Source organism: Aeromonas sp. R9-2, from assembly GCF_040908025.1.
Lineage (GTDB): Bacteria > Pseudomonadota > Gammaproteobacteria > Enterobacterales > Aeromonadaceae > Aeromonas > Aeromonas veronii.
Genome location: NZ_JBFOCX010000033.1, coordinates 45,412 through 53,173 on the forward strand (window position 1 = coordinate 45,412; position 7,762 = coordinate 53,173).

The following is a 7,762-nucleotide window of genomic DNA, read 5'->3' on the forward strand; positions in this document are numbered from 1 at the left end:
GCGACCATGTTTGATTACGAAACTCTGCGTGTCATCTGGTGGGCTCTGGTCGGCGTACTGCTGATCGGTTTTGCCATCACTGACGGCTTCGACATGGGGGTAGGCGCACTGCTCCCGTTCGTCGGCAAGAAAGATGTCGAGCGCCGCGTGATGCTCAACACCATGGGACCGCACTGGGAAGGTAACCAGGTTTGGCTGGTCACTGCCGGTGGTGCCTTGTTCGCCGCCTGGCCGATGGTGTATGCCGCGACCTTCTCCGGCTTCTACATCGCGATGATCCTGACGCTGATGGCGCTGTTCCTGCGTCCGGTCGGTTTCAAGTACCGCTCCCTGCGTGCTGATGCCAAATGGCGCAGTAACTGGGACTGGGCCTTGTTCGCCGGTAGCGCCGTACCGCCCATCGTCTTTGGTGTGGCCTTTGGCAACCTGCTGCAAGGTGTTCCGTTCGAGTTTAACCAGTTCATGATGTTGACCTATCACGGCAACTTCTTTGGCCTGCTTAACCCGTTCGGCATTCTGGCTGGTCTGGTGAGTCTGTTCATGCTGCTCACTCAGGGCGCAACCTGGTTGATGATGAAGACCGACGGTGAAGTGCTGGCGCGTTCCCGCACTGCCGCCATGATCTGCTCACTGCTGACCCTGGTGCTGTTTGCTGCCGCAGGTTGGTGGGTAAGCGGTATGGAAGGGTATGTCATCGTCAAGGCTGCTGCGACTGACGCGGTATCCAACCCGATGAACAAGGAAGTTGTCCTGCAGGCTGGTGCCTGGATGAACAACTACACCCTCTATCCGTGGATGGTGGCTGCCCCTGTACTGGGCCTGGCCATGAGCCTGCTGACTGCGCTGTTTGCCCGCATGAACATCGGCTGGTTGGCGTTTACCAGCTCTTCGCTGGCGATTGCCGGGGTCATCCTCACTGCCGGTTTCTCTATGTTCCCGTTCGTGATGCCCTCAAGCCTTGAGCCGTCACTGAGCCTGACCATGTGGGATGCTACCGCCTCTTTCAACACCTTGCAGGTGATGACTGTGGCCGCAGCGATCTTCGTACCGATTGTGCTGGGTTACACCATCTGGACTTACATCAAGATGTTTGGCCGGGTAACCAACAAGCACATCGAAGATAACCAACAATCTCTCTATTAAGAGGTGCGCTGACAATGTGGTATTTCACCTGGATCCTGGGACTGTTGCTGGCCTGTGCATTTGGCATCATCAATGCGCTGTGGCTGGAACACACCGAGAACATGGATCGTCAGATCGATGAAAACAAGTGATCGACTCGCCAGGCTGGCCGCTCCACTGGAGCGGCAGCCGTGGCAGGGGTTGATGTTACTCGCGGCGGCCTTGTTGGCCGTCGCTATTTTACAGGCCCCCAATCTGATCGCGGCCAACACCAGCGAGCATGGTCTCTGGCTTGCTCCCTGGCTGATGTGGGCCGTCTGTTGTGGCGTACTTAACGGGCTTGGCTTTCATCTGAAAAGCCTGCCCGGACGTGTGCTGTTCAACCCCTGGCTCGCCTGGCCCAGTTTGTTGTATGGCCTCTGGCTGACACATTCATATTTCCTTTCATAAAAAACGGGGGGAGGCAGGATTTCCCTGTCTCCCCCTGCTTCTTTCCTATTCAGCCCTGCGCTATGATAGCCCCCCATCTGACTGTCGAATGGATCACAGATTGTTATGGGGGAAGTCTTTGAGTTTCCGGTGCGTGTCTACTACGAAGACACCGACGCCGGGGGCATCGTCTACAACGCCAATTATCTCAAGTTTATGGAACGTGCTCGCACCGAGTTTCTTCGTGCCAAAGGGGTCGAACAGGACGTCTGGCTGCAGGAGGGATATGCCTTCGTGGTGAGCCGAACTGAGATCGATTTCCGCTCGGCGGCCCGTTTTAATGAACTATTGAATGTATTAACGCAAGTGATTGAAGTGAAACGCGCATCCCTGCGCTTTTCGCAGCAGATCCTGGCGGCTGATGGACGACTGATCACCCAGGCCATGGTACAGATAGCCTGTGTCAGTCATCCGCAAATGAAACCTGTAGCTATACCTGAAAAAATCAAGGGAGTGCTGTTAAGTGCACGCTGAAATTTCGTTTATTGGCCTGTTTTGGCAAGCCAGCCTGTTGGTAAAACTGGTCATGATGACCCTGATGAGCATGTCTATTGTCTCGTGGGCGCTGATTATCCAGCGTTCAAAGGCGATCAAGGCGGCCAATCTCGCATCGGAACAGTTTGAAGATCGCTTCTGGTCAGGGGTCGATCTCAATCGCCTCTATCAGGAGTCCTCTTCCCGCCGCGATGATATCGAAGGCATGGAAGATATCTTCTACTCCGGCTTCAAGGAGTATGCCCGCTTGCTCAAGGCCGGTGCCCGTGGTCAGGATGCGGTGATGGATGGTACCTACCGCGCCATGCGCGTCTCCCTCTCCCGCGCGGTGGATGATCTGGAATCCAACTTGCCGGTGCTGGCGACCATCGGCTCCATCAGCCCCTATATCGGTCTGTTCGGTACCGTATGGGGGATCATGAACGCCTTTATCGCCCTGGGTCAGGTTCAGCAGGCCACCCTGCAAATGGTGGCGCCGGGTATCGCGGAAGCGCTGATCGCTACCGCCATGGGTCTGTTTGCCGCTATCCCGGCGGTTATCTTCTACAACCGCTTCTCCAACAAGGTCGAGCGGCTGGAGAACGCCTACGCCAACTTCATGGACGAGTTCACTACCATTCTGAACCGTCAAATTGCACAGCAGCAGGGTGATCAGTAATGCAAACCTATCAGCGGATCCGGCGCAAGAAGGTGGCCGAGATCAACGTGGTTCCCTATATCGACGTCATGCTGGTGCTGCTTATCATCTTTATGGCGGTCACGCCGGTGATCACGCAAGGGGTCAAGGTGGATCTGCCACAGGCTGAGTCCGAGCAGTTGCCGGAAGATGCCAAGCCGCCCTTCATCGTCAGCGTCAATACCGAAGGCGAGTATGTCATCAAGGCTGGCGAAGCCGATGACGAGCCGGTGCCAAGCGGCACGCCAGAGGCGATGCAGCAATACATCACCGAAAAAGCCATGGGCTATCTGGCGATCAACCAGAATGCCCCCGTGGTGGTCGCGGGTGACAAGGCCGTGCGCTACGAAGAGGTGATCCTGTTGATGGTGGCCCTCAAGAATGCGGGTGTGCCTCAGGTTGGCCTGATGACAGATCCGGTGAACTAACGGAGATGGATGTGAAGCGTGGTATTTCCGGTTATCTCATCGCGTCGTTTCTGCTGCACCTGATCATCGGCATCATCCTGTTTGTCGGGCTCGATTTCAGCAAACCGAAACGACCCGAATCGAAGGGGCAGATCGTCAATGCCGTCATGCTCGATGAGAACTTCCTCAACGAACAGGCCAAGCAGATCCAGCAGCAGAAATCTCAGCCCAAGCCGCAAAAGGTAGAGAAAGAGAAGGATAAGGAAGACACGGATCTCGCCAAGCGTGAGCTGGCTCAGAAACAGGAGCAGCTTCGCATCGCCGAGACCAAGCGCAAGCAGGCCGAAGAGGCGACTCGCAAGGCCGAGGCCGAGAAGCAGAAGAAGGTTGCCGAGCAGAAGCAGGCGGAAGAGAAGGCCCAAAAAGCCGAGGAAGCCCGCAAGCTGGAAGAACAGAAGGCCAAGAAGGCCGAAGCCGAGCGTAAAGCGGCGGAAGCCGAGAGCAAGGCGTTGGCGCTGAAGAAGAAAAAGGAACAAGAGAAGAAAGAGGCCGAAGAGAAGGCAAAGGCGGCAGAAGCCAAGGCCAAGAAAGCGGAAGCTGACAAGAAGGCCAAAGCCGAAGCCGAGAAGAAAGCCAAGGCAGAAGCAGAGAAAAAAGCCAAAGCCGAGGCCGAGAAGAAGGCCAAGGAAGAGGCTGAGAAAAAGGCAAAAGCTGACGCAGAGAAGAAAGCCAAGGCAGAGGCCGAAAAGCAGGCCAAGATCGCGGCTGAGCGCAAGCGTAAAGCCGCCGAGCAGGCCAAGCTGCAAAAAGAGATGGAAGAGATGATGCAGCAGCAGCTGTCGGCTGAGGCCAATGCCCGCAGTCAGGCGGCATCGGCAGCAGCCCAGGGCGAAGTCGACAAATATGCGGCGCTCATCAAGGCCACTGTTGAGCGGTATATGATTTTGGATCCCACCATGCGGGGCAAAACATGTACTATCGGCGTACGTCTTGCGAGCAGTGGCTTTGTCATATCGGTAGATAACGGCCAGGGTGACCCGGCGGTCTGTCGTTCCGGTAAGGCGGCTGTTCTGAAAGCCAATCAACTGCCTGTGCCCAAGGATCCTGCGGCATTCGAGATGTTGAAGGAATTTAACCTGAAGTTAGAACCGAGTATCTAAGCGTGATAAAACGAGGTTGCTTGCCTCCGGTTGGCAACCTCTCGCCGAGAAAGGAATTTAACCTCTCATCTATATTGGAACCGAGTATTTAAGCCATGATCAGAAAAGTATTTTTTGCTTTGGTTGGCTGTTTGTTGCTGGGCCAGAGTGCCCAGGCGGCCCTGGACATCGTCATCACCGGCGGTATTGATAGCGCACGCCCCATCGCTGTCGCTCCCTTCAAGTGGGAAGGCAACGGGCAGTTGCCGCAGGACATCGCGGAAGTGGTCTCCAACGACCTGATGCGCAGCGGCAAGTTCAAGCCGCTGGCCCGTGGCCAGATGCCGCAAACCCCGAGCAGCAGCAGCGAGATCAACTTCGCGCCCTGGGCCTCCCAAGGGGTTGAAGCCGTGGTGGTGGGTTCCATTTCGGCAGTCGGTGACGGCACCTATAAGGTGAACTTCGAGCTGGTCGATGTGCTGAAAGGCCAGCTGGCCAAGGCACAAGGTGGCGAGAGCAACGGTTACATTCTGGATAGCCGTATGGCGACCATCCCGGGTGCCCAGATGCGCCAGTTTGCCCACCGTATCTCCGACATCGTCTATGAGCGTCTGACTGGCGAGCGCGGTGCCTTCCTGACCCGTCTGGCTTACGTCTCCGTACAGCAGGGTACCCAGTTCCCGTACCAGCTGCGCATTTCTGACTACGACGGTTACAACGAGAAGACCCTGCTGCGCTCCCGCGAGCCCTTGATGTCTCCGGCCTGGTCGCCGGATGGCAGCAAGCTGGCTTACGTGAGCTTCGAGAACCAGAAGTCCGAAATCTACGTGCAGGATATCTACACCCAGCAGCGCAGCCTGATCACCAGTTTCCGCGGTATCAACGGGGCGCCGGAGTGGTCTCCGGATGGTCGTCGTCTGGCTATCGTTCTCTCCAAAGATGGTTCACCGAACCTCTATGTGGTTGATGTCGCTAGCAAGCAGCTGACCCGCGTCACAACCAGCCGTGTGATCGACACCGAACCCTCCTGGATGCCGGATGGGCAAAATTTGTTGTTCACCTCTGAACGTGGTGGCAAACCCCAGATTTATAGCGTAAATTTGGCGACTGGTATGACTCGCCGGATGACTTGGGAAGGTGAATCCAACCAGGGTGCATCCATCACTCCTGATGGCAAAATCATGGTGATGGTGACCCGTGTTCAGGGACAGTATCGTATTGCCCGTCAGGACATGGAAAACAATGCCCTGTTGGTCCTTACCCAGAGTGCTCTGGATGAGTCGCCAAGTGTGGCTCCCAATGGCAGCATGATCATTTATGCCACCATCTATCAGGGTCGTAAGAGTCTCGCGTTGGTGTCGACTGATGGTCGCTTCAAGGCTGTGCTTCCGACCAGTAGCGGTGAAATTCGTGCACCAGCTTGGTCGCCCTTCTTGAATTGATAAAAATCCAATTGTTTTTTGTTTTGTTATAAAGGTTTAAGGAAATAGCATGCAACTCAATAAACTGCTCAAGGGTTTGGCCATCGCACTGCCACTGTTCACCCTGGCCGCTTGTAGTTCTTCTTCTGATTCCGACGCCGCTGGCGCTGAATCAGGTATGACCGACGGCATGGGCGGTGTACAAACCGGCGGCGCCAACGGCATGTTGTCCCCGGAAGAGCAGATGCGTCAGAAGTTCGAAGCACTGCAGCGTGACAACGTGATCTACTTCCCGTTCGACGGTTACGATATCCAGGGTCAGTACGCTGATCTGCTGGATGCCCACGCCAGCTACCTGCGCGAGCGCCCGAGCGTTAAAGTCCTGATCGAAGGTCATGCCGATGAGCGCGGTACTCCGGAGTACAACATCGCCCTGGGCGAGCGTCGTGCCAAGGCTGTTGCCAAGTATCTGCAAACCCTGGGTGTGCAGGCCGAGCAGCTCTCCATCGTCAGCTATGGCGAAGAGAAGCCGCTGGACATGTCCCACACCGAGGATGCCTTTGCCAAAAACCGCCGCGCGGTTTTGGTTTACTAAGGTTTGAACCGAACGAAGTTCGTTTATATGCAAGCGGCCATTTCGATGGCCGTTTTATTTGCACTAAACGCCAAGGTTTGATCCGAATGAAATCTGTATATGCGAGCGACGATGGCGCTGGCCGTTTTATCTGTACTAAACGCTAAGGTTTGATCCGAATGAAATCTGTGTACAAGCAAGCTGTCGCTGCGCTGGCCGTAATGGTTGCTCTGAATGCGCAAGCTGCGGCTCCTGTCAGCGATCTGGGCGGTGACTCGGGTGGTGGCGTTGTCCTTAGTGGCAACAACGGCGCCATCGTGCCCACCGGTAGCCTGGAAGATCGGGTTGCCCTGCTGGAGCGCACCCTCAATGCCCGTCTGCGACTGCAAGCTGAATTGCAGCAACAGGTCGACTCCCTGCAAGGGGAGGTCTCCGAGCTGCGTGGTCAGCTGGAGCAGCAGACCTACCAGATGGAACAGTCGCAAGAGCGCCAGCGTCAGCTCTACCAGGAGCTCGACAAGGTTGCCAGCAGCCAGCAGGCTGCTCCAGCCGCCCCGGCCCCTGCTGCTGCCACACCGGCTGCCGCCGCCAATTACTCAACCAATCAGGATGAGAATCAGGCCTACGACGCAGCAGTCAACATGGTGCTCAAAGAGAAGAACTACGACAAAGCCATTCCGGCTTTCCAGGGCTTCATCAAGCAGTACCCCAATTCGGGCTATGTTCCCAATGCACACTACTGGCTCGGCCAGTTGCTGTTCAACAAGGGTGACAGAGCCGGTGCCTCGGCCCAGTTCTCGACCGTGGCCAACAAATACAGCAAATCCCCCAAGCGAGCCGATGCGCTGCTGAAGCTGGGTATGCTGGCGCAGCTGGATGGCAAGAAGGCGGAAGCCAAATCCTTCTATGAGCAGGTGATCAAGGGCTATCCCAACACCTCGCCGGCCCAGTTGGCCAAACAGAGTCTGAGCAAGCTGTAACATTGCTGTATGTCACTGTTTTCGTAACGCTACTGTAAAAACAGCCTGCATTTGTACGCACAGTGAGCAAACGGATTTAAATTACGAATTTTCTGTTGCACCGGAAATTTAAATCCGTAATATAGGCCGCCGTCAGAGCCGAAGCAGTAATGCAGTCGGAACTGGTCGTGGTGAGGGTCGTTAGCTCAGTCGGTAGAGCAGTTGACTTTTAATCAATTGGTCGCTGGTTCGAATCCAGCACGACCCACCATTTTATCCACTCGGTGGAGACAGAATTCCCAGGTCGTTTAGCTCAGCTGGGAGAGCACCTCCCTTACAAGGAGGGGGTCACTGGTTCGATCCCAGTAACGACCACCAGTTTGTAAAAAAATGATTTAGATGGGTCGTTAGCTCAGTCGGTAGAGCAGTTGACTTTTAATCAATTGGTCGCTGGTTCGAATCCAGCACGACCCACCATCA

10 protein-coding genes and 3 tRNA genes are annotated in these 7,762 nt (G+C 55.7%); all 13 read left to right on the plus strand.

The features are described from left to right. Nucleotides 1–6 precede the first annotated feature (6 nt). The 13 genes from cydB to AB5Y71_RS18345 all read left to right on the plus strand — a co-directional run bounded on the left by cydB (nt 7) and on the right by AB5Y71_RS18345 (nt 7,759). The gene (cydB, locus tag AB5Y71_RS18285) at nt 7–1,143 is read left to right on the plus strand and encodes a cytochrome d ubiquinol oxidase subunit II (RefSeq protein WP_005335741.1); all 1,137 of its coding nucleotides are present in this window, start codon (nt 7–9) and stop codon (nt 1,141–1,143) included. Nucleotides 1,144–1,157: 14 nt separating this feature from the next. Next, nucleotides 1,158–1,274: a cytochrome bd-I oxidase subunit CydX gene (gene cydX / locus AB5Y71_RS18290; protein WP_005304933.1), complete on the plus strand. Its 117-nt coding sequence runs from the start codon at nt 1,158–1,160 to the stop codon at nt 1,272–1,274. Further along, entirely contained in the window at nt 1,261–1,572 is a 312-nt protein-coding gene (locus AB5Y71_RS18295; RefSeq protein ID WP_041202810.1) for a cyd operon YbgE family protein, read from the plus strand. Before cydX ends, AB5Y71_RS18295 begins: the two co-directional genes overlap by 14 nt. Before the next feature lie 105 nt (nt 1,573–1,677). Further along, a complete protein-coding gene (gene ybgC / locus AB5Y71_RS18300) occupies nt 1,678–2,085 on the plus strand; it encodes a tol-pal system-associated acyl-CoA thioesterase (RefSeq protein WP_005335737.1) in 408 nt (135 codons plus the stop codon). Then, on the plus strand, nt 2,075–2,764 hold the full coding sequence (tolQ, locus tag AB5Y71_RS18305) for a protein TolQ (protein ID WP_005335735.1): 690 nt from the start codon (nt 2,075–2,077) through the stop codon (nt 2,762–2,764). The genes ybgC and tolQ overlap by 11 nt, the downstream gene beginning before the upstream one ends. Then, complete coding sequence (gene tolR / locus AB5Y71_RS18310; RefSeq protein ID WP_005335733.1) at nt 2,764–3,210, plus strand: protein TolR; 447 nt, start codon at nt 2,764–2,766, stop codon at nt 3,208–3,210. The genes tolQ and tolR overlap by 1 nt, the downstream gene beginning before the upstream one ends. A gap of 5 nt (nt 3,211–3,215) precedes the next feature. After that, nucleotides 3,216–4,349, plus strand: a complete 1,134-nt coding sequence (gene tolA / locus AB5Y71_RS18315; protein ID WP_013723471.1) for a cell envelope integrity protein TolA — start codon at nt 3,216–3,218, stop codon at nt 4,347–4,349. A gap of 95 nt (nt 4,350–4,444) precedes the next feature. After that, nucleotides 4,445–5,770 (plus strand): Tol-Pal system beta propeller repeat protein TolB, encoded by a 1,326-nt coding sequence (gene tolB / locus AB5Y71_RS18320; protein WP_005335728.1) that lies wholly within the window; start codon nt 4,445–4,447, stop codon nt 5,768–5,770. Between the two features lie 49 nt (nt 5,771–5,819). After that, nucleotides 5,820–6,344, plus strand: a complete 525-nt coding sequence (gene pal / locus AB5Y71_RS18325) for a peptidoglycan-associated lipoprotein Pal (protein WP_005304908.1) — start codon at nt 5,820–5,822, stop codon at nt 6,342–6,344. 158 nt (nt 6,345–6,502) lie between these two features. Beyond that, complete coding sequence (gene ybgF / locus AB5Y71_RS18330; RefSeq protein WP_368172181.1) at nt 6,503–7,303, plus strand: tol-pal system protein YbgF; 801 nt, start codon at nt 6,503–6,505, stop codon at nt 7,301–7,303. A gap of 174 nt (nt 7,304–7,477) precedes the next feature. Continuing rightward, a tRNA-Lys gene (locus tag AB5Y71_RS18335) sits at nt 7,478–7,553 on the plus strand. A 31-nt stretch (nt 7,554–7,584) separates the two neighbouring features. After that, a tRNA-Val gene (locus AB5Y71_RS18340) sits at nt 7,585–7,660 on the plus strand. A 23-nt stretch (nt 7,661–7,683) separates the two neighbouring features. Further along, a tRNA-Lys gene (locus AB5Y71_RS18345) sits at nt 7,684–7,759 on the plus strand. Nucleotides 7,760–7,762: the final 3 nt, after the last annotated feature.